This is a genomic window from Pararhodobacter zhoushanensis, from assembly GCF_003990445.1.
Classification (GTDB): Bacteria; Pseudomonadota; Alphaproteobacteria; order Rhodobacterales; family Rhodobacteraceae; genus Pararhodobacter; species Pararhodobacter zhoushanensis.
In genome coordinates, this window is record NZ_REEZ01000002.1 from 25,289 (window position 1) to 45,754 (window position 20,466).

Here is a 20,466-nt window from a genome sequence, read left to right on the forward strand (position 1 = left end):
GTGTTAGCGATACGCGATGCAGACCGCCTTGGTTTCGAGGTAATTGTCCAGCGCCCCCGCCCCATGCTCGCGCCCGATGCCCGATTGCTTGACGCCCCCGAACGGCATGTTCTGGTCGGGAATGTTGTGGCTGTTGACCCAGACCGTCCCGGCCTGAATGCGCGGCACATAGCGCATCATCTTGTTGAGATCGCTGGTCCAGATCGACGCGCCCAGACCATAGCGCGTGTCATTGGCCATGCGGATCGCGTCCTCGGGGTCGTCAAAGGGCGTCATGGTGACGACGGGGCCGAAAATCTCTTCCTGCATCAGGCCCATGTCCTGACGCACATCGGTGAACAGCTCGGGTGCGACGTAGAAACCGGCCTCGGGCGCGCTGCCACCGATGACGGGCGTCGCCCCCTGCTCGATCCCGCGCGCGATGCAGGCTTTGACATGCGCCTGATGCCGGGCCGAGACCACCGGGTTGATCTGGTTGCCGGGGTTCAGGCCGGGGCCGATCGGCAGGCTGCGGGTGACATTGGCGATCACCTCCAGCGCCTTCTCATAGATGCCTTTCTGCGCATAGATCCGCGTCCCGGCGCAGCAGGTCTGCCCCGAGTTGAAGAACGCGCCGATCCCCGCCGCCGCCCCCAGCAGGTCCAGATCCATATCGTCGAACATCACCATCGGGGCCTTGCCGCCCAGCTCCAGCGTGACGCGCTTCATGTCCTTCATCGCCTGCACACCGATCAGCTTGCCGGTCTCGGTCGAGCCGGTGAAGGTGATCTTCGCGATGCCCGGATGCGCCACCAGCGGCGCGCCCGCATCCTCGCCCATGCCGGTGATCACATTGACCACGCCCTCGGGGAACCCGGCCTCAAGACACAGCTGCGCCAGACGGATCGAGGTCAGCGGCGTCTCTTCCGCCGGTTTCAGCACCACCGTGCACCCCGCCGCCAGCGCGGGCGCGATCTTCCACACCGCCATGTTCAGCGGGAAGTTCCACGGCGTGATCGCGGCCACCACGCCGACCGCCTCTTTGCGGGTATAGGCCTGATACTGCATGCCCGGCGGGATCGCGATGGACACATCCAGCGTCGCGCCCTGGATCTTCGTCGCCCAGCCCGCCATATAGCGGATGTACTCGGCCGAGGATTGCACCTCGACCAGACGCGAGAGCATGATCGACTTGCCGTTGTTCAGCGTCTCCAGCTGCGCGAGTTCCTCGCCGTTGTCGTCGATCAGCTGCGCCAGTTTCAGCATCAGGGTCTGCCGCGTGACCGGCAGCATCTGCGACCACGGCCCGGTGAACGCCGCCTGCGCCGCGCGCACAGCCAGATCCACATCTTCCGCCGTACCAGCCGGAACCTGTGCCAGTTCCAACCCGGTTGCGGGGTTATAGACCGGATAGGTCGCGCCCTTGGCCGCTGCGACCTGATCGCGGCCGATCAGCATCTTGGGAGCCGTGAGGAAATCGGCAACCGCCGGCGCGATATCCGAGACGAGGGCGTCAGGGGGGCTGATCTTCATGTCGCTGTCTTTCTGTAAAAAGGAACGGGAAACCGCAGCGCTCAGGCGCGCTGCAAAATGAAATCGAACGGCGCGCGCCAGATCTCGGACGCGGTATCGACCCGCTCGAAATCGACGATCAGCGCATCCTTGACGCCGAACACGGCGTCCGAGGTCAGGTAGGGATCGCCCGCCACGAAAGTGTGGGTGATCACGCGGCGAAAGCCCGGGGCGGAAACCAGAAAATGCATATGCGCGGGCCGCCACGGATGCCGCCCCAGCGCCGCCAGCATCTTGCCGACCGGCCCGTCATCGGGGATCGGGTACGAGATCGGGCGGATACCGCGAAACGCATAGCGCCCGTCCGGTCCGGTGCGGAAAATCCCGCGGTTGTTCCATTGCGGCTGGATGCCGGGCTGCTGCACGTCATAGAACCCGTCGGCATTGTCGGACCAGACGTCCAGAGAGGCACCTTCGACCGGGTTGCCGTCCAGATCGGTCACCCGCCCCTCGAACAGACAAATCTCGCCCTTGCCATCGGCGCTGATGCACGCGCCCATCGCCCGCTCAGGCGCGCCCTCGACGTGGAACGGGCCGAAAACCGTGGTCGGCGTCGCGCCCTGCTCGACGCGGTGGTTGATCGCATCGACCAGCATCGACACGCCCAGCACATCCGACAGCAACACGAATTCCTGCCGCGTATCGCCACAGATCTGACCGGTCCGGGTCAGGAAATCGACGGCCACGCCCCATTCCTCTTCGGTCAGCTCTACGTCCTTGATGAAGGCGTGCAGGTGTTCGACCAGTGCCCCCATCACCCGGCGCAGGCGCGGGTCCGCACCGTCGCTCATCCGGGCGTTGACTGTCTGGGTCGAGGTCTCTTCGGTCAGATAGGCGCTCATGCTCTCTCCTCCAGCATCGGCGGTGCGCCCGCCTGCGCGCGGGCCAGCAACGCCCGCAAGGGGGCCGCCTCCAGCGCGCGCGGGTTCCAATAGGGATTGGCCAGCGCCAGCGCGGTGGCGCGGTCCAGCCCGTCCTCGGGCATGCCCAGCGCCGCCAGCGAGGTCGGCACACCCCCCTCAGCCGCCAGCGTGAACAGCGCCCGCGCCGGGTCCGGCCCCAGCACCCGCGCCAGCCGCGCCATCACGCCGGGGATCGCCGGGGCGTTATAGGCCAGCGCATGCGGCAGGATGACGGTGTGGGTTTCGGCGTGGGGCAGCCCGAAGCTGCCGCCCAGCGTGTGACAAAGCTTGTGATGCAGCGCCATGCCGACCGCCCCCAGACAGATGCCGCACAGCCACGCGCCATACAGCGCCTGCGACCGCGCCTGCCCGTTGCCCGGCTCGCGCACGATCACCGGCAGCGCGGCGCTGATCGCGCCGATCGCCTCAAGCGCCATCAGATCGACCACCGGATTGGCGTTCTGGGCATAGAGCGCCTCGACCGCGTGGGCGATGGCGTTCAGCCCGCTGGTCACCGACATCGACACCGGCAGGCCCAGCGTCAGCGCCACATCATAGATCACCACCTCGGGCAGCACCTTGTCGCTGCTCTGCGTGCGCTTCACGCCGCCCTCGGTCTCGCCCAGGATCGGCGTCATCTCGGACCCGGCATAGGTCGTGGGCAACACCACCTGTGGCAAATCCGTGCGCAGGGCCAGGGCCTTGCCCAGCCCGGTCGTCGAGCCGCCGCCAATCGCGATCAGCACATCCGCCTTGACGTCGCCCAGCACGCCCAGCGCGGTTTGCGTCACCTCGACCGGCGTGTGCATGGCCGCGCCGTCAAAGATCCCCACCGCCCGCGCGCCCAGCAACTGCGCCACCGCGTCGGCTTGGCCGCGTTGCTGCGGCGTCGACAGGATCAACGCGCGGCTGGCCCCCAGCGCGTCCACCTCGGCGGGCAGTTGCGCCAGTGTGCCGGTGCCGAACACCACGCGTCCGGGGCGGGCAACATAGGTGAAGCCCCGGCCATCGTAACCCGGAAGGGGCACGGGGCCGGCCGCGTGCAGGGGGGCATTGTCTTGCGTCATCGGGTCCAGACCAAACTCAGGTGGCTGAGTGTGGCACTGCATAGTTGCGGGATAAATCACGTTAATTGGGAAACACTTTTGCAACACATGCAAGAATTCCGCCAGCCGCCAGAGCCGCGCCTTGAGCGCCCCCGCAGTTTATGTGAATATTCCCTTAAATTTCTTGCGCTGAGGTCAACAATGGACCGCTTCTCGGAACTGACCGCTTTTGTGCGTGTCGCAGACGAACGCAGCCTGACCCGCGCCGCCGATACGCTGGGCATGTCGGTCTCGGGCGTCAGCCGTCACCTCAGCGGGCTGGAGAACCGGCTGGGCGTGCGGCTGGTCCAGCGCACCACCCGCCATCTGTCACTCACACCCGAGGGCGAGCGCTTCGCCGAGCATGCCCGCGACATCCTCGCCACGCTGTCGCAGGCCGAGGACAGCATCAGCCGTGTCTCGGTCGAACCGCGCGGAGTTTTGCGTGTCGGGGCCTCGCTGTCCTTTGCGCAGATCCACCTGATGCCGGTGATCCGCGCCTTTACCCGCCGCTATCCGCAGGTTGACGTCGATCTGCAAATCTCGAACCGGTATTTCGACGTGATCGACAGCGACCTCGATCTGGCGATCCGCATTCGCCGGGTCGAGATGGACAGCTCGGTCACCATCCGTAAACTGGCCGAGATCCCGCGGGTGCTGGCCGCCTCGCCCGACTACCTCAAGACCCATGGCACGCCGCAAACCCCCGCCGATCTGGCCGCGCATGACCTGCTGCTCTACACCCTGTCGGATGACTGGGAACACCTTTCCTTCACCCGCGGGTCCGAGACCCTCCGCCTGCCGGTCAAGGGCCGCATCACCGCCAATGACGGCCAGCTTTTGCGCCGCGCGGCGCTGGACGGGATCGGCATCCTGACCCAGCCGATTTATGTGATCGACGCCGATCTTGATGCCGGACGGCTGGTGCGCGTGCTGCCCGACTGGGATCTGCCGCGCCTGACCACCAATGTGGTCTTCCCCTCGCGCGTCCACCTGCCCGCGCGCACGCGCCTGTTCATCGACGCGCTGGTCGAGCATTTCCGCGCCCATGCCTTCGATGGCCGCTGGAACGCGCCGGTCTGACGCGCGGCCTAGAACAACACCCGCGCGACGCCGTCCTGCACCGCCTTCAGCTGCGGCAGGACGGCGTCAACCAGCTCTGTCGCGCTGCGCTGCGCCGCCGCCACGCCGACATTCAGCGCCGCGACCACCGTCCCGTGCCCATTGCGCAGCGGCACCGCCAGAGAGCGCAGGCCGATCTCGACCTCCTGATCCACCAGCGCAAAGCCCTGCCCGCGCACCTGAACCAGCAGCGCCTTCACCGCCTCAAGATCCGTCACGCTATAGACCGTCCGCGGTGCCAGATCCGAGCGTTCCAGCAACCTCCACGCCCGCCCCTCGGGCAGCGCCGCCAGCAGCACCCGCCCCATCGACGTGCAATGCGCCGGCAAGCGCGAGCCCGGCATCAGCCCGATCGACATCACCCGCTTCTGCGCCGCGCGGGCGACATAGACGATCTCGGTCTCGTCCAGCACGCTGACCGAGACGCTCTCGCCGATCCGTTCCGACAGTTGCTCCAGCCACGGCTGCACCACCTGCGCCAAGGGCATCGCCGCCAAAGCGCCGATCCCCAACCGCAAGACCTTGGGCGTCAGGGTAAAGAACTTGCCGTCGTGCTGCAGATAGCCCAGCTCGGCCAGTGTCAGCAGACAGCGCCGTGCACCGGCGCGGTCAAGCCCCGCCGCCTCGGCGGCTTGCGACACCGACAGCCGCGCCCCCTGCGCGCCAAACCCCTCCAGCACCGCCAGCCCCTTGGCCAATGAGCCGATGAAATCGGTGGATTTGATCGCCATGCGAACATTACCCCTCAATATCCGAACAAAGTTCACTATCCGAATAATCCGCTTTGTCCGTCAACCCCCGCGCGCTATCGCTGAGCCAGTTTCAGAGGAGCCCTCTATGGACAAGACACGCGACTCGCTCGCCGCCGCCGTGGCGGATATCCGCGATGGCATGACGGTGATGATCGGCGGCTTCGGCGGCGCCGGCTCGCCGATCGAGCTGATCCACGCGCTGATCGACCACGGCGCGCGCGACCTGACGGTGATCAACAACAACGCAGGCACCGGCCACGCCGGGCTGGCCGCGCTGATCGAACAGGGCCGCGTGCGCAAGATGATCTGCTCGTTCCCGCGCTCGGCCAATGCCGAGGTGTTCAACGCCGCCTATCTCGCCGGTCAGATCGAGCTGGAACTGGTCCCGCAAGGCACGCTGGCCGAGCGTATCCGCGCCGGTGGTGCAGGCATTCCTGCGTTTTACACCCCCACCGGCTATGGCACCGATCTGGCCAAGGGCAAACCGCAGCACGACTTCGACGGCCGCATGTATGTGCTCGAACGCTGGCTGAAAGCCGACATCGCGCTGATCAAGGCCGAAGAGGCCGACCAGCACGGCAACCTCACCTACCGCATGGCCGCGCGCAATTTCGCGCCGCTGATGGCGATGGCCGCCGCGCACACCATCGTGCAGGCCAGCCGCATCGTGCCGCTCGGGGCCATCAACCCCGAGCATGTCATCACCCCCGGCATCTTTGTGAACGCCGTGGTCGCCGTTCCCAACCCCGCGCAGGAAGAAGTCCTGACGCGCGAACAGGTGGTCTATCCATGAGCACGCTCGACACCGTCAAACTCACCAGCGCCCAGATCGCCTGGCGCGCGGCGCAAGACATCGAGGATGGCGCTTACGTCAACCTCGGCATCGGCTTTCCTGAGATGGTCGCGCGTTTTCAAGTCGCCGGTCGCCGCGCGATCTATCACACCGAGAACGGCCTGCTCGATTTCGGCCAGGCCCCGGCAGCGGGGCAAGAGGACTGGGATCTGATCAACGCCGGCAAACGCGCCGTGACGCTGAACCCCGGTGCATCCTTCTTCCACCACGCCGACAGCTTCGCCATGGTGCGCGGCGGGCATCTGGATGTGGCGATCCTTGGCGCGTATCAGGTCGCGCAATCGGGCGATCTGGCGAACTGGTCCACCGGGCCGGGCGGCGTGCCCGCCGTCGGTGGCGCGATGGATCTGGTCCACGGGGCCAAGCGCGTCGCCGTGATCACCGAGCACACCACCAAAAAGGGCGAACCCAAGCTGGTCGAGCACTGCACCCTGCCCCTGACCGGCGTGGCCTGCGTCACGCGGGTCTATACCTCGCTCGCGGTGATTGATATCGACGCCGGGCGCTTTGTGCTGCGCGAGAAACTGGCGGCGCTGTCGCTCGATGACCTGCAAAGCTTGACCGGTGCCCCCCTGCACATCGACACCCCCCTGCAAGACCTGAACGTCCCGGAGCTGTAAATGACCGACGCCTATATCTGCGACTATATCCGCACCCCCATTGGCCGCTTCGGCGGCGCGCTGGCCCCCGTGCGCACCGATGATCTGGCCGCGATCCCGCTGCGTGCGCTGGCGGCGCGCAACCCCGGCGTCGATTGGGACGCGGTGGGTGACCTGATCCTCGGCTGCGCCAACCAGGCTGGTGAGGATAACCGCAACGTCGCGCGCATGGCTGCCTTGCTGGCGGGCCTGCCGGTTTCTGTGCCGGGTACCACGATCAACCGGCTCTGTGGCTCGGGCATGGACGCGATCATCACCGCCGCCCGCGCTATCAAGGCAGGCGAGGCCGAACTGATGATCGCCGGCGGCGTCGAAAGCATGACCCGCGCGCCCTTCGTGATGCCCAAGGCCGACAGCGCCTTCTCACGCAACAACGCGGTCTACGACACCACCATCGGCTGGCGCTTCATCAACCCGGCGATGAAGGCGGCGTATGGTGTGGATTCGATGCCCGAAACCGGCGAGAACGTCGCGCAGGATTTCGGCATCAGCCGCGCCGATCAGGACGCCTTCGCCCTGCGCTCGCAGCAAAAGGCGGGCGCGGCGCAGGCCTCGGGGCGTCTGGCGCGCGAGATCACGCCGGTCGAGATCAAGACCCGCAAGGGCATCACCACCGTGGACGCCGACGAGCATCTGCGCCCGCAGACCACGCTGGCCGATCTGGAGCGCCTGAAACCCATCGTCCGCGCCGATGGCACGGTGACGGCGGGCAATGCCTCGGGCGTCAATGACGGGGCGGCGGCGGTGATCATCGCTTCGGAAGCCGCCGCGCGCAAATACGGCCTGACCCCCATCGCCCGTATCCTGGGCGGTGCAACGGCGGGCGTGCCGCCGCGCATCATGGGCATCGGGCCTGCCCCGGCGTCTCAGGCGCTGATGGACCGTCTGGGCCTGACCCAAGCCGATTTCGACGTGATCGAGCTGAACGAGGCCTTCTCCTCGCAAGGCCTCGCCACCCTGCGCCAGCTCGGCATCGCCGATGACGACGCCCGCGTGAACCGCAATGGCGGCGCCATCGCGCTGGGGCACCCGCTGGGGATGTCGGGTGCTCGCATCACCGGCTCGGCGGCGCTGGAGCTGATGGAAACCGGCGGTCGTCGCGCGCTGGCTACCATGTGCATCGGCGTCGGTCAGGGCATCGCCATCGCCATCGAGCGCGTCTGACCTTGACCCCGGCGGCGCGGGGCGCGACACCGCGCCCATGCGCCGCCAGACCCTTCTCTACCGCGCCTTCGGGCACCCGCTCGACCAGCTGACGCTGGACGAAACCGAGCTGCCCCCAGCGCCCGACGCGCTCACCGTCGCGATGACCCTCGCCCCGGTGAACCCGTCGGACCTGATCCCGATCACCGGCGCCTATGCCCAGCGCATCACCCCGCCACTGGCAGCGGGCTATGAGGGGGTCGGCCGCGTCATCGCCGCCCCGCCCGCGCACAAGGCCCTGATCGGCCAGCGCGTCCTGCCCCTGCGCGGCGAGGGCACCTGGCAGACCCATCTGCACGCCGACCCCGCTCTCGCCATCCCGGTGCCGGGTGACATCCCCGACACCACCGCCGCGCGCGCCTATATCAACCCGCTCGCCGCGTTGACGATGCTCGACCTCTGGCCCGTCGCCGGGCGTCATGTGCTGCTCAGCGGCGCGGGGTCCAGTTGCGCCGATTATCTCGGCCTCTGGGCGCTCGCCCGGGGCGCGGCCTCGGTCACCGGCCTCTTTCGCTCGCCGTCCCGCGTCCCGCGCCTGCAAGCACTCGGGATCACCCCCGTCGCGCAATCTGACACCGCTGCCGTCCTGAACGCCGCCCGCCGTGCCGATCTGGTGTTCGATGCGTTGGGCGGCCCGGTCGCCACCGCAGTGCTGGAGGCCCTGCACCCCGAGGCCGCGCTCACCGGCTACGGCTTGCTGACCGGCCAGCCACTGCGCCCTTCAGGCCCGGTGCGCGCCCGCCACGCGCGGTTTCACCTGCGCGACAGCCTCGCCCCGCTCAGCCCCGCCGCGTGGCAAACCCGTTTCGCCCGGCTCTGGCCGCTGCTGCGCACCGCGCCCCTGCCGGAAACCGCCGAGTTCGCCCTGACCGACTGGTGCGCAGCCCTGACCGAGGCCCAACGCCCCGGTGGCCGCAAACCCCTGCTCCGCCTAAGTTAAAGCGCCTTCAACGCCCCATAGGCCGCGCGATACCGCGCCAGCCCCTCGGCAAAGGCCGGGGCCAGCGCCGTGTCCGGCTCGTGGCTGCGCGCGACCGGCGGCTGGGTGGCGATCTCGGCCCCCGCCCCCGTCGCCGCCATCATTCCCAGCCGCGCCGCGCCCAAAGCCGCGCCGAACTCGCCCTGCTCGGGCACGTCCAGCGGGAAGCCCAGAACCGTCGCCAGCATGTCCAGCCAGTGCCCCGACCGCGCCCCGCCGCCAATCGCCAGCGCCCGGTCGATCCGCGTGCCGGTCGCGCCCAGCGCGTCGCGGCAATCGGCAAAGGCATAACTGACCCCCTCCATCACCGCCCGCGCCGCCGCCTGCGCGTCGGTCGCGTGGTCCAGATGCAGGAACTGCCCGCGTATCGCGCTGTCATTATGCGGCGTCCGCTCGCCGCCCAGATAGGGCAGGAACAGCGTGCGCGACGGGGCGCGCAACTCCCCCAGGCCCTGCGTCAGCTGCGCGGCACTCTGCCCGGTCAGCTTGGACAGCCAGTTCAGCGCATCCGTCGCCGCCAGAATGACCCCCATCTGATGCCATGTCTCCGGCAGCGCGTGGCAGAACGTGTGCACCGCTGTCGCCGGATCGGGCCGGTAGCCATCATTCGCCGCGAACAGAACGCCGGATGTCCCAAGGCTCAGAAATGCCGAGCCATCTTTCACCACGCCCGCGCCAATCGCCGCCGCCGCGTTATCCCCGCCGCCGCCGGCAACGACGAGCCTTGGCAGGTCAATATCAATCGCCAGCTTGTCGCGCAGGTCGCCGCTGGCTGCGCTGCCCTCGATCAGGCGCGGCATCTGTGCCCGCGACAGCCCGCACGCCGCCAGCAGCTCGTCCGACCAGTCACGCGCGCCGGTGTCCAGCCAGCTGGTCCCCGCCGCGTCCGACATCTCGGCGACATACTCGCCGGTTAGCACGTAGCGCAGATAGTCCTTGGGCAGCAGGATCATCGCGATCTTGTCGAAGATCTCGGGCTCGTTGCGCCGCACCCATTCCACCTTGGGCGCGGTGAAACCGGGGAACACGATATTCCCGGTCACCGCCCGGAAACGCGGGTCGGCGTCCATCTCGGCGGCCTCGGCATGGCTGCGGGTGTCGTTCCACAGCATGCAGGGGCGCAGCACGTCGCCGTTCTTGTCCAGCAGAACCGCGCCGTGCATGTGCCCCGACAACCCGATGCCGCGCAGTCCCCGGCAGTCGTTCTGCGCGCGGATCGCCCTGAGCGCATCCGTCGCCGCGCGCTCCCACGAGGCGGGGTCTTGCTCGGACCACCCGTCATGCGGCCGCTGCACGCTGAGCGCAACGGTATGCTCGGCCAGCACGCGCTGGTCATCATCCATCAGGATCGCCTTGAGCGACGACGTTCCCAGATCCAGTCCGATATACATAACTCAGGCCGCCAGATGGTCAGGTTTCTTGCCCAGAATGATCATTCCCAGAATATCATCCTCGGTCACTTCATCGACTTTGACCACGCCGACCAGCTCGCCGTTCTTCATCACCGCCGCCCGGTCGCACAGCTTTTTCACCGCATGCACATCGTGGTCGATCAGGAAGATGCCCAGCCCCTGCTTTTTCAGCTCCTTGATCAGATCGGCCACCATCTGCGTCTCTTGCGGACCCAGCGCTGCGGTCGGCTCGTCCATGATCAGCACGCGCGCGTTGAAATAGACCGCGCGCGCAATCGCCACCGATTGCCGTTGCCCGCCCGACAGCGCCGAGACCGGCGCCTTGAACTTGCGGAAATTGGGGTTGAGCCGGGCGAAGATCTTGCGCGTCTCAGCCTCCATCCGGCCGTCATCGACAAAGCCCAGTTTTGTCGTCAGCTCGCGGCCCAGAAACAGGTTTGCCGCCGCATCAAGGTTATCGGCCAGTGCCAGCGTCTGGTAGATCGTCTCGATGTTGTACTCCCGCGCGTCGCGGGGGTTCTGGATGTCGACCTCGACCCCGTCGACAAAGATCTGCCCGGCATCCTTGCGATACGCGCCCGAAAGGCATTTGATCAGCGTCGATTTGCCCGCGCCATTGTGGCCCAGCAACCCGACAACCTCACCGGGGTACAGATCCACACTCACACGGTCCACGGCCTTGATGCCGCCGAAAGACACCGAGATATCGCGCATCTCGATCAAAGGAGTTCCCGTCCGGTCCATCACATCACCCCTTTCTTGCGCATCCATTGCCACACGAGCACCGCCAGAACAGCAGCCCCCAGCCCGAACGGCCAGCCAAACCACAGCCACATCAGCACGGGCAGCACGATCAGATGCACCGCCAGAACCTTGGGCCGGATCGCGGCCACGCGGTAGGCGATGTCCAACAGCACGGCCTCGACCAGCACCACACCGACAACGATGTTCTGGAACGGCGCGTCCACACCGACCATCGCCATGCCCGATTGCAGCGACTGCATGATCAGCGCCCCCAGGATCGCGCCATAGATCGTGCCGATACCGCCCGACAGCGCTGTGCCGCCGATCACCGCCGCCGCGATCACCCGCAGCTCGTCCAGCGTGCCGATGTCGTTGGCATGGTTGGTCAGACGGGCCGAGGCGACAACCGCCGACAGCCCGCACAGAAAGCCCATCAGGGCGAAAACCTTGACGGTCAGCAGGCGGGTATTGATGCCCGACAGCTCGGCCGAATCCGGGTTGCCGCCGGTGGCAAAGATATAGCGGCCCAGCCGCGTCTTGCGGGCGATCACCGTCATCACCACGGCCAGCACGATCAGCAACAGGACCGAGATCGGCAGACCATACCCCATCGCGAAATCGGGCGGCAGAACCTCGCCGCGTTCCTCGAAGATGCGGCGCAAGCGGCCGACGGGCACCTGATAGGCGTTGAGGATCGCCACGAAGCCAAGGATCGCACCGGCAAAGATCGCCGCCATGACGACCTCGGCCCACAGCGGCTTGACCGGGAACTCATGCGCCAGCTTGGCGCGCCGGGCCGAGAACACCGACCACACCGCCGCCGCCGCGGCCAGAACCGCCAGCACCCAGCTGAGCGTCACGCCCAACGTGCCGTTGATGCCGCCAAACAGCTGAAACGTTTCATCCAGCGGGCCGATGGTCTGGCCGCCGGTCAGATACCACGCCACGTTGCGCCAGACGAGCAAGCCGCCCAGCGTGACAATAAAGGAGGGGATCGTCAGATAGCCGATCAACCAGCCCTGCGCCGCCCCGATCACCGTTCCGGCAACCAGCCCGACGGCAATGGCAACCGGCGCGATCAGCGGACTGCCCAGCTCCAGCCCCAGATAGCCGGGCAACCAGTTTTGCTGCGTCATCGCCATGAAGGCCGAACAGGTCGCCAGCAACGCGCCGACCGACAGGTCGATGTGCCGCGTCACGATGACGAACACCATCCCGGTGGCCATGATCGCCACGCTGACCGTCTGGATCGACAGGTTGAAAATGTTGCGCGGGCTCAGGAAACGCCCGCCGGTCATGTAATTGAAGGCAAGGCAGATCACCAGAAAGGCAAGAAGCATGCCCAGCAGACGCGTGTCGATCTCTAGGGAATCGAGCAGCGAGCGGCGCCGGGGTTGCTCGACGGGGCGCGCGGTATCGCTCATGGCGGTCTCTCTCACTCAGGGGGGGGGCGGACGGGCACCGGCAAAGCCACGGTGCGTCAGGGAAAGGCCCCGGCGAAAACGATCGCCGGGGCCAGACTGTCAGATCAGTTGCACGGTGCCGGGCCGTTGGTCACGCCTTGGCACAGGGCCTCTTGCGTGATCCAGCCGGCATCGACGACCACATCCAGGTTTTCCGCAGTGATCGGCACCGGTGCCAGGAAACGCGACACCATTTCCGTGCCCGACGGCGAGGTCCAGGCCTGCGCGCCCTCGATGTCAGCCATCGCGGTCCCGTTGGCCATGGCCACGGCGATCTCAGCGGCCACCCGGCCCAGATCACGCGCGTCTTTCCACACCGACACGGTCTGCGTGCCCAGCGCCACACGGTTCAGTGCGGCATGGTCGCCGTCCTGACCCGAGACGGGAATGCCCTGCATCCCCTGCGCCGTCAGCGCCGCGACAACACCACCAGCGGTGCCGTCGTTCGAGGCCACGACCGCGTCCACGCCGTTGTCGGTCGCGGTCAGGATCTGCTCCATGTTGCGCTGCGCGTTGGCAGGCAGCCAGCCGTCGGTATAGGCCTCACCGACGATGGTGATCGCACCGCTGTCAATCGCGGCCTGCAGCACTTCTTGCTGACCCCCGCGCAGGAAGTCCGCGTTCGGATCGGTGGGCGAGCCCTTGATCATCACATAGCGGCCCGTGGGGGCGGCGGCGAACACGGCTTCGGCCTGCATCCGGCCAACTTCGACGTTGTCGAAGGTCAGGTAGAAGGCCCGCGAATCCTCGATCAGGCGGTCATAGGCAACCACCGGGATGCCCTCATCCGCTGCGGCCTGCACCGCCGGACCGATGGCTTGCGCGTCCTGCGCCAGAACGATCAGCGCGTCCACACCCTGCGCGATCAGCGCCTCGATGTCGCTCAGCTGCTTGGCCGAGGACGACTGCGCGTCCGACGACACATACTCGGCCCCTGCCGCTTCCAGCGCTGCGACAATTGCCGCCTCGTCGGTGCGCCAGCGCTCCTCTTGAAAGTTGGACCAGCTGACGCCAACCGTGATTGCCTGAGCTGCGAATGATGTGGTGATACCCGCTGTCGCAACGACAGCGGCGAATACTGCTTTACGCATGCATCTCCTCCCTGGTGATGCCCCGAATCCGGGGTGCGGGGTTGACCCGACAGCAAAAGCATAGGATCTTTTTTTCACCTGTCAAAATAAATATTCCCTTATTGCCTTACGAAACCCGCCGGATTAGCGTGATACGCCATAAGTTTGCGCGAACCGTAGGCCAATCGCGTTTCCGCCGCAGCGCAGCGAGGGTTAATAATTCGATGAATGAACATATGTCCCCCGCGCCTCTGCCTCCGGTTGTCACCGCGCCCGAGGGATACGCGGGCTGCGGCCCCCTGCTGCCCGGCCCCGCCACCGACTCCAAACCCTTGCGCCAGCGCGTGTTCGAGCATGTCCGCGCCACCGGCATCGCCGCCCGCGCCGATGTCTCGCGCGCGCTGGGGATCAGCGCCGGGTCGGTGACGCAGCTGACCTCGGACCTGATCGCCCAAGGCTATCTGTGCGAGACCGCCGAAATCACCCGCGACCGTCGCGAACCGGCGCGCGGACGCCCCGCCGTCTCGCTCGCCGTGGTGCCCAAGGCGCACCGCGTCATCGGCATCAAGCTGTCGGACGAACGCCACACCGCTGTTCTGGCCGATTTCTCGGGCACCATTCTGGCCGAAGCCATGCTGCCCACCCCACCGGTGCGCAAATCGCTCGACCAAATCTGCGACGAAACTGCCGAACTGGTCGCGCGCCTGCTGGCCGAGGCTGACCTGCCCCTCGACGCCATCTCGGCCATCGGCATCGGCCTGTCGGGTCTGGTCGAGCCTGAAACCGGCGCCGTGCCATGGTCGCCGCTGCTCATCGGCACTGACCTGCCCGCCCGCGACGCGCTGACGCAGCGTCTGGGCCGCCCGGTCCTGATCGAAAACGATGCCAACATGCTGACGCTGGCCGAACTGTGGTTCGGTGCCGGGCGCGCCATGTCCGATTTCGCCGTCGTCACCATCGAGCACGGCGTCGGCATGGGGCTGGTGGTCGGCAACCGGCTCTATCGCGGCACGCGCGGCATGGGGATGGAACTGGGCCACACCAAGGTGCATCTCGACGGCGCGCTCTGCCGCTGCGGTCAGCGCGGCTGCCTTGAGGCCTATCTCGCCGATTACGCCCTCGCCCGCGAGGCTGCTACCGCGTTGGGCCGCAACCCGCGCAATCAGGCCAGCCCGCAAGCGATGCTCGAAGCCCTGTTCGCCGAGGCCAAGACCGGCAACATGGCCGCCCGTTCGATCTTTCGCCGCGCCGGGCGTTATCTGGCGCTGGGTCTGTCCAATGTCATCCAGATCTTCGACCCTGAACTGGTCATCCTGTCGGGCGAACGCATGCGCTATGACTATCTCTACGCCGACGAGGTCATCGCCGAGACCCTCGCCCTGACCCTCAACCACGGCCGCCAGCCCTGCCGGATCGAGATCCACAACTGGGGGGATATGGTCTGGGCGCGCGGCGCCGCCGCTCTAGCGCTCAGTTACGTCACCGACACAGCGCTTGGTCAGGGAGCGGTGGCATGATCTGGCGGTTCGGTCTGGTTCTGCTGGCCTCCCCGGCCCTGGCCACCCCGCAGTTCGAGGATCTTTCCGCCACCCTGCCCGAACATCTCTACGCCGGCGGCTGGGAGCATTTCGTCGGCGGTGGCGTCGCGGTCTTTGATTGTAACGGCGATGCGTTGCCTGAAGTGCTCGCCGCCGGTGGCACAAATCCGATGCTGTTCCTGCTCAACAGCGGGGAAATGGCGTTCACCCCTGCGCCTTTTCCAACAATCACCGACAGCACCGGCACCTACCCGCTGGACATGGATGGCGACGGATTTCTTGACCTCTACGTCCTGCGCGTCGGTGCCGACCGCGTGTTGCGCGGCGGCCCCGATTGCAGCTTTGAGGACGTGACCGAGGTCTGGACCCTGCCGCAACAGGACCGCTGGACCACCGCCTTCACCGCCTGGTGGGAGGGCGAGCGCCCCACGCTCGCCATCGGCCATTACGTCGATCGCGGCAATCCCTCCGGCCCGTTTCAGGCCTGCGACTCCAACACCCTGCTGACCCCGCAAGGCGAAAGCTGGCGCGCCGAACCGCTCGAACCCGGCTTCTGTGCCCTCTCCATGCTCGCCGCCCGCGACGCGCGCGACCGCCCCACCCTGCGCATGTCCAACGATCGGCATTACTACGTGCGCGGCGGCTATGAGCAGATGTATGACATCGCCGAGCACCGCTTCCTGACGCCCGAGGACGGCTGGCAGCACGTCTCGCTCTGGGGCATGGGCATCGCCTCACGCGACCTGACCGGCGACGGACGGGACGAGGTGATGCTCACGTCGATGGGCGACCAACTGCTACAAATCGCACAACCCGACGGAACCTACGCGGCAGCACCCTACTCGATTGGCACTTATGCAACCTTGCCGCATGACGGCAGCGACGGCCGCCCCTCGACCGGCTGGCACGCGCAATTCGGTGATGTTGACAACGACGGATTGTCAGACCTTTTCATCGCCAAGGGCAATGTCGACCAGATGCCGACCAATGCCATCCACGACCCCAACGACCTGCTGATGCAGTCCCCGGATGGCACCTTCCACCAACAAGCGACCCAAGCGGGCATCGCCACTGCCGAGCGCTCACGCGGCGCGGCGCTGGTTGATCTGGACAATGACGGCCTGCTCGACCTGATCGTCGTCAACCGCCGTGCCCCGTTGGAGCTCTACCGCAACACCACCGCCGACACCGGCCACTGGCTTGCCGTGGATCTGCGCCAACCCGGCGGCAATACCCGCGCCATCGGCGCGCGCGTCACCGTCACCACCGACAGCGGCAGCCAGTCGCAACAGGTCACCGTCGGGGGCGGCCACGCCGGGGGGCAATCGGTGCCGCTCCACTTCGGCCTCGGCCCCGCCACCACGGCGCAGATCCGTGTCGACTGGCCGGATGGCACGACCACGCAAACCGACGCGACACCCAACCAATCGCTCACCCTGACGCGCTGACGGGCGCAGGCCGGGCGGGCGGGTGTCGCGGCCGAGGTCGCGCAGGCGACCCGCCCCGGCCCTAGGGGTTGGGCACCACCAGCCCCGAGGGTACCGCCTCGGGCACCCCCAGCCGTCCCTCAACCGCCACCGGATCGGTCAGCGTCTGCAAGAACGCCACCAGCGCCGCGATTTCCCCGGGTTCCAGCACCGGCCCGCCTTCTGCTGCCGCCGCAATCGCCGCCACTTGCGCCGGGTCGTCCATCACCGCCCAATCCGAGACAGCCAGCGAAGGCAGCACCGCTTCGCTGCGGTCATACCCCGCCAACGCTGCGCCCTGCCCGTGCCCGGCCAGAAACGCCTCCAGCGTCCGGTGCGCCCCCGCGTGCCCATAGGGCGCGGTCAGCGCCACATTGCGCAGCGCCGGCGTGCGGAACGCATACCAGTCCGCCGCCGCCCCGGTCACCCGGTAGCGCCCCTCGTCGCGGTGATGCGTCTCGAACCGCGCGCCCTTGCCCGGCCCCAGCTGCGGCTCGCCCATCGCGTGAAAGCTGTGATCGGTCAGGAACGGCCCGGAATGGCAGCCCGAACAGCCCGCAGGCCCGTAAAACAGCGCCATCCCCTCACCCGCCAAAGGCCCCATCGTCGCCTCGCCGCGCAGCACCGCGTCAAACGGCGCGCTGTCACTGCGGAATTCGAACTCCATGAAGGCCGCAATCGCGTTGCTCACATCGGTAAACCCGATCGCCCGCCCCGCCGCGATCTCAGGGTACACGGCGGCGAAACGCTCGGCATAGCCCGGCACCGCCGCCACCCGCGCCGCCAGCCGCGCCCAGGCCCCGTCCGGTCCGGTCAGCATGCCCAGCCGCACGGCGGTGGAAATCTCGTTCTCCTGATAATGCCCGGCCATTTCATCCGGCGAGACCACGGGGAACATCGTCTGCGCCGACAGCATCGAGTCGAACCCGACCAGCATATCCTCGTCCAGCGGTGTCCGCATGCCGTTTGGCCGCGATGGGTCCACCTCGACCCGCCCGTCATGAAACATCGAGCGATACTCGACCGCGCCCAGATTCCACAACGCCTGCGCGTTCCGGGGCACGCGTTCCTCGGGCAGATTATCCGCATCCGCGCGCCGCAGCGGCCCCAAACCAATCCCGCCGTCGCCCAGCCCCAGCGACACGCCGTCCGAGGTGCCAAAGGCCGGATGATGACAGGTTGCGCAGGCGACTTCGCGGTTGCCCGACAGGATCGGATCGTAGAACAACAGCTGCCCCAGCGCCGCCGCCGCCGGATCGACCGGGCGGAAATCGGCGTCGCTCAGCGGCGCGGGCAACCCGGTGCCTGCCGTGCCCCCGGCCTGCAAGCCCAAGCCCCCGGCGACCACCACGACCACGCCGCTCACCCAGATCCGCATCCCGCCCCTCCCTGCGTTATCGCTAGCAGGGTGGCACGGCCCGGCCGATCGCGCAATACGGCGGCAGGCGGGCTCAGAGCACGTTGAGCAGCACCAACACCCCGGTCACCGTCACCACCGACAACCCCGTCGCCACGATCAGCGCCGTCGAGCAGACCTCGCGCAGGCCAAACGGCGCGGCGAGGATCGGATAGATCGTCAACATCGGCACGGCAGCGAACAAGATCCCCACCGGAATCAGATCGGCGGGCACGCCGGGTATGGTGAACAGCAGCGCCGCCACCAGCAGCGGATGCACCACCAGCTTGCCGATGCTCACCGCCGAGACCCGCCGCCAATGCCCGCTCACCGACATCGACGCCACCGTCCCGCCGATCACGAACAGCGCCACGGGAGCCGCCGCCATCGCCAGCGCCGTCACCGCCCGCTCGACCGGCACGCCCATCGACAGCCCGGTCGCGCGCCAGACCAGAGCCAGCGCCACGGCGATCAGCAGCGGATTGGCGATGATCCGCCCCAGCGCCTCGCGCAGCACCGCGCCCAGCTTGCGCTCGTTCGAGCCCGAAACCCCGGTCAGGATCTGCACCAGCGGAATGATCACCGCGTTCTCGACCGTCATGGTCATCGCGAAAACCACTGCCCCCTGCGGGCCAAAGATCAGGCTGGCAATCGGAAAACCCAGAAAGCCCGAATTGGAATTCGCCATGCCCAGCGCCAGAATCCATGAATCAGGCGCGGCCTGACGCAGAAACAGCCGCATCGCCGCGTAGCCCAGCAGCAGCGTGATCACAGACCCGCCCATATAGGCCAGAAAGAACGACGGGTTCAGCCCGCCCTCGCCGTGTGGCATCGCTACGGCAAAGACGATCAGCGCGGGCAGGCAGATCTTGAGTGCGAACTGCGCCAGCGCGCCGATATGCCCCTGCCCGAGATAGCCACTGCGCACGGCAACATAGCCGAAGACGATCATCAGATAGATCGGCAGCGTGGTCAGAAAGATCTGGATCATGGCAGTTTCCGGCTGGTTTCAGGGTTGGTTAACACGGCAACCAGCCACAGGCGAGGGGGTCCGCCCCTCCCTCGTCAGGCGCACCCCGGCAAGCCGCGCCGACAGCGCGTCACCGCTGCGCGGCACACGCCTTATTGCGCTGCACTCGCGTCATAGGCCGTCCGTGCGTCATCGATCCTGCCCAGATTTTCGATGGCCCAGCGGCTCAGCGCCGTCACCGGCTGGCGAAACGACTGGCCCAGCGCGGTCAGCGTGTATTCCACCTTGGGCGGGATGGTCGGATGATAGGTCCGGCTCACCAGCCCGTCGCGCTCCATTTCCTTCAGCGTCAGGCTCAACATGCGCTGCGAGATGCCCAGCGTGCGCTTGAGTTCGTTGAAGCGCAACGTCCCGTGCTCGGCCAGCGAGACGACGACAAGCACGCTCCACCGGTCGCCCACCCGCGACAGAACGGCGCCGATCCGTTTGCAGTCAGGGCATTGTTCGCTGTCCAGCATGGTGGTTCCCTTTTTGTAACCGAGGGTCAGACATGTGCCTTCTTGAAGCACGCTTCGGTTCTCAATACATCGTCGGTTACAAAAGAATACCGCCCATTGCGGGCTTTGACAATCGGAACCAAGACATGACGACCAAGACCCTGAGCGACCACCTGAACTGGCGCTACGCAACCAAGAAAATGGACCCGGCGAAAGCAGTGCCGCAAGACAAGGTCGACGCCATCGTCGAGGCGATCCGCATGGCCCCGACCTCAAGCGGCGTGCAACCGTTCGAAGTGATCGTCGTGACCAACCCGGAACTGCGTGCGCAGCTTGCAAAAGCGGCGGGCGGTCAGGCGCAGATCACCGACGGCTCGCATGTTCTGGTTTTCGCCGCGTGGGACAACTACACCGCCGAGCGTATCGACGAAGTGCTGGCGCTGAATGTCGAAGCCCGCGGCGAAACGCCGACGCTCACGACCTATTACGAAGGTCTGAAAGCCGCGTACCTGCCGCGTGACGCCGACGTGAACTATGCCCACGCCGCGCGTCAGGCCTATATCGCGCTGGGTGTTGCGCTGGTGGCCGCGGCGGAGCAGGAAGTCGACAGCACGCCGATGGAAGGGTTCAGCCCGGACGCCGTGGACGCGATCCTTGGCCTGCGCGAGCGCGGGTTGCGCTCGGTCGTGCTGTTGCCGCTGGGCTACCGCGAACCCGCTGGCGACTGGTTGCTGCCGATGGCCAAGGTCCGCAAATCACACGACTCCCTCATCACCCATCTGGACTGAGCTGAGACCGGCCGCC

The 20,466-nt window shown here is 67.0% G+C and carries 19 protein-coding genes; 8 read left to right on the plus strand and 11 right to left on the minus strand.

The genetic code is table 11. The features are described from left to right. Positions 1-3 precede the first annotated feature (3 nt). Genes EAE28_RS04740 through EAE28_RS04750 form a run of 3 tightly spaced genes read right to left on the minus strand, consistent with a single transcriptional unit; the run spans position 4 to position 3,481 of the window. Entirely contained in the window at positions 4-1,512 is a 1,509-nt protein-coding gene (locus tag EAE28_RS04740) for an aldehyde dehydrogenase family protein (protein WP_127104693.1), read from the minus strand. Positions 1,513-1,553: 41 nt separating this feature from the next. Next, positions 1,554-2,393, minus strand: coding sequence for an intradiol ring-cleavage dioxygenase (locus tag EAE28_RS04745; protein ID WP_127104694.1), 840 nt, complete (start codon positions 2,391-2,393; stop codon positions 1,554-1,556). Further along, the gene (locus tag EAE28_RS04750) at positions 2,390-3,481 is read right to left on the minus strand and encodes a maleylacetate reductase (protein WP_246022276.1); all 1,092 of its coding nucleotides are present in this window, start codon (positions 3,479-3,481) and stop codon (positions 2,390-2,392) included. Before EAE28_RS04750 ends, EAE28_RS04745 begins: the two co-directional genes overlap by 4 nt. A gap of 219 nt (positions 3,482-3,700) precedes the next feature. Between EAE28_RS04750 and EAE28_RS04755 the strand changes: the two genes are divergently transcribed. Next, positions 3,701-4,621: a LysR family transcriptional regulator gene (locus EAE28_RS04755; RefSeq protein WP_127104696.1), complete on the plus strand. Its 921-nt coding sequence runs from the start codon at positions 3,701-3,703 to the stop codon at positions 4,619-4,621. An 8-nt stretch (positions 4,622-4,629) separates the two neighbouring features. Here EAE28_RS04755 and EAE28_RS04760 read toward each other — a convergent pair whose 3' ends face one another. After that, complete coding sequence (locus EAE28_RS04760; RefSeq protein ID WP_127104697.1) at positions 4,630-5,391, minus strand: IclR family transcriptional regulator domain-containing protein; 762 nt, start codon at positions 5,389-5,391, stop codon at positions 4,630-4,632. Between the two features lie 106 nt (positions 5,392-5,497). Between EAE28_RS04760 and EAE28_RS04765 the strand changes: the two genes are divergently transcribed. The 4 genes from EAE28_RS04765 to EAE28_RS04780 are packed head-to-tail and all read left to right on the plus strand — an operon-like array spanning position 5,498 to position 9,067. Then, positions 5,498-6,205, plus strand: coding sequence for a 3-oxoacid CoA-transferase subunit A (locus EAE28_RS04765; RefSeq protein WP_127104698.1), 708 nt, complete (start codon positions 5,498-5,500; stop codon positions 6,203-6,205). Next, positions 6,202-6,885, plus strand: a complete 684-nt coding sequence (locus EAE28_RS04770; protein WP_127104699.1) for a 3-oxoacid CoA-transferase subunit B — start codon at positions 6,202-6,204, stop codon at positions 6,883-6,885. The genes EAE28_RS04765 and EAE28_RS04770 overlap by 4 nt, the downstream gene beginning before the upstream one ends. Then, a complete protein-coding gene (gene pcaF / locus EAE28_RS04775; RefSeq protein WP_127104700.1) occupies positions 6,886-8,088 on the plus strand; it encodes a 3-oxoadipyl-CoA thiolase in 1,203 nt (400 codons plus the stop codon). It abuts the gene before it with no gap. A gap of 37 nt (positions 8,089-8,125) precedes the next feature. Next, positions 8,126-9,067, plus strand: a complete 942-nt coding sequence (locus EAE28_RS04780) for a zinc-dependent alcohol dehydrogenase family protein (RefSeq protein WP_127104701.1) — start codon at positions 8,126-8,128, stop codon at positions 9,065-9,067. On the opposite strand, the gene xylB is transcribed toward EAE28_RS04780, so the two are convergent. The 4 genes from xylB to xylF all read right to left on the minus strand — a co-directional run bounded on the left by xylB (position 9,064) and on the right by xylF (position 13,816). Next, on the minus strand, positions 9,064-10,497 hold the full coding sequence (gene xylB / locus EAE28_RS04785) for a xylulokinase (RefSeq protein WP_127104702.1): 1,434 nt from the start codon (positions 10,495-10,497) through the stop codon (positions 9,064-9,066). The two genes, EAE28_RS04780 and xylB, sit on opposite strands and share 4 nt — an antisense overlap. Positions 10,498-10,500: 3 nt before the next feature. Further along, positions 10,501-11,262 (minus strand): ATP-binding cassette domain-containing protein, encoded by a 762-nt coding sequence (locus EAE28_RS04790; protein WP_127104703.1) that lies wholly within the window; start codon positions 11,260-11,262, stop codon positions 10,501-10,503. Next, positions 11,262-12,686 (minus strand): sugar ABC transporter permease, encoded by a 1,425-nt coding sequence (locus EAE28_RS04795; protein WP_127104704.1) that lies wholly within the window; start codon positions 12,684-12,686, stop codon positions 11,262-11,264. The genes EAE28_RS04790 and EAE28_RS04795 overlap by 1 nt, the downstream gene beginning before the upstream one ends. A gap of 104 nt (positions 12,687-12,790) precedes the next feature. Then, positions 12,791-13,816, minus strand: a complete 1,026-nt coding sequence (xylF, locus tag EAE28_RS04800) for a D-xylose ABC transporter substrate-binding protein (protein ID WP_127104705.1) — start codon at positions 13,814-13,816, stop codon at positions 12,791-12,793. Between the two features lie 215 nt (positions 13,817-14,031). Here xylF and EAE28_RS04805 point away from each other — a divergent pair, with 215 nt between their 5' ends. Then, complete coding sequence (locus tag EAE28_RS04805; protein ID WP_127104706.1) at positions 14,032-15,312, plus strand: ROK family protein; 1,281 nt, start codon at positions 14,032-14,034, stop codon at positions 15,310-15,312. After that, complete coding sequence (locus EAE28_RS04810; protein WP_127104707.1) at positions 15,309-16,781, plus strand: CRTAC1 family protein; 1,473 nt, start codon at positions 15,309-15,311, stop codon at positions 16,779-16,781. Before EAE28_RS04805 ends, EAE28_RS04810 begins: the two co-directional genes overlap by 4 nt. Positions 16,782-16,842: 61 nt before the next feature. Here the strand turns inward: EAE28_RS04810 and EAE28_RS04815 are convergent, their stop codons facing one another. The 3 genes from EAE28_RS04815 to EAE28_RS04825 form a co-directional block, all read right to left on the minus strand. Continuing rightward, entirely contained in the window at positions 16,843-18,177 is a 1,335-nt protein-coding gene (locus EAE28_RS04815; RefSeq protein ID WP_127104708.1) for a cytochrome-c peroxidase, read from the minus strand. 73 nt (positions 18,178-18,250) lie between these two features. Further along, positions 18,251-19,186: an AEC family transporter gene (locus EAE28_RS04820; RefSeq protein ID WP_127104709.1), complete on the minus strand. Its 936-nt coding sequence runs from the start codon at positions 19,184-19,186 to the stop codon at positions 18,251-18,253. Positions 19,187-19,317: 131 nt separating this feature from the next. Then, positions 19,318-19,683 carry a winged helix-turn-helix transcriptional regulator gene (locus tag EAE28_RS04825; protein ID WP_127104710.1) on the minus strand — a complete coding sequence of 122 codons (366 nt, stop codon included), beginning with the start codon at positions 19,681-19,683 and terminating at the stop codon, positions 19,318-19,320. Between the two features lie 125 nt (positions 19,684-19,808). Here EAE28_RS04825 and EAE28_RS04830 point away from each other — a divergent pair, with 125 nt between their 5' ends. Beyond that, on the plus strand, positions 19,809-20,450 hold the full coding sequence (locus tag EAE28_RS04830; RefSeq protein ID WP_127104711.1) for a nitroreductase family protein: 642 nt from the start codon (positions 19,809-19,811) through the stop codon (positions 20,448-20,450). The last annotated feature ends 16 nt before the right edge of the window (positions 20,451-20,466 follow it).